A 1,067-nucleotide genomic window follows, 5' to 3' on the forward strand; every position below is an offset into this window, starting at 1 on the left:
GACCATCTTAAAATAGGAGACAGAGCATGAATCGACGTCAGTTCGTGAAGGACCTCTCTCTAGGTGCGCTCGCCGCCTCTACACTGCCCGTCTTTCGCAGCGCCCACGCAGCAGAGTTCACTTACAAGATCGCCCACAGCACTCCGACCACGCACCCGTTGCACATTCGGCTGACCGAGGCCGCCGCAAAGATCAAGGCCGATACGAAAGGCCGCTTCGAGCTGCAGGTGTTCCCGTCCGACCAATTGGGCGCTCAAACCGACGTCCTCGGTCAGGTGCGATCCGGCGCAACCGACTTCTTCGCGCTCTCCGGCGTCGTGCTGTCAACTCTGGTGCCCGCCGCGGCAATCAGCGGCGTCGGCTTCGCGTTCAAAAGCTATGACGCCGTCTGGAAAGCCATGGACGGCAATCTTGGTGCCTTCATCCGTGCCGAAATCGATAAGACGCGCTCCCTGTTCGCGTTCGAGAAAGTCTGGGACAACGGCTTCCGCCAGATCACCAGCTCCAATCGCCCCGTTGCGACCCCCAAGGACCTCCAGGGCATGAAGATTCGCGTCCCCCCATCCTCGATGTGGGTCTCCCTCTTCAAGGCGCTTGATGCCCTGCCCACCACCATCACCGCCAACGAGCTCTACTCCTCGCTCCAGACCAAGATCGTCGATGCGCAGGAGAACCCGCTCGCGGTCGTGTCCAGTTTCAGGCTCTACGAAGTGCAGAAGTACTGCTCTCTCACGAACCACATGTGGGATGGATTCTGGATTCTCGCGAACCGCAACAACTTCGACGCCTTGCCGCCCGACGTACAAAGCGTCGTCAGAAAGCATCTGAATGACGCCGCCGTGGCAGAGCGGCAGGACCTGGTCAAATTCAACGCCTCATCGCAACAGCTACTGGTCGGCAAGGGTATGCAGTTCACTACGCCGAAAACCACCGACTTCCAAGACAAGCTTCGCGCCGCCGGCTACTACACCCAGTGGAAAAGCAAATTCCCCGCCGCAGGATGGGCCCAACTAGAGGCCGTTGCCGGTCGTCTGTAAGGAGGCACTATGAACCACTCCGCCACCACC

Annotated in this window: 1 protein-coding gene; it reads left to right on the forward strand. The window is 59.8% G+C overall.

Annotated features, from left to right (window positions below; translation table 11 throughout):
- The first annotated feature begins 26 nt into the window (after positions 1–26).
- Positions 27–1,037, forward strand: coding sequence for a TRAP transporter substrate-binding protein (locus tag U5A56_RS36825; protein WP_124665742.1), 1,011 nt, complete (start codon positions 27–29; stop codon positions 1,035–1,037).
- Positions 1,038–1,067 lie beyond the last annotated feature (30 nt).

Source organism: Burkholderia sp. BCC1998, assembly GCF_905339875.1.
Classification (GTDB): Bacteria; Pseudomonadota; Gammaproteobacteria; order Burkholderiales; family Burkholderiaceae; genus Burkholderia.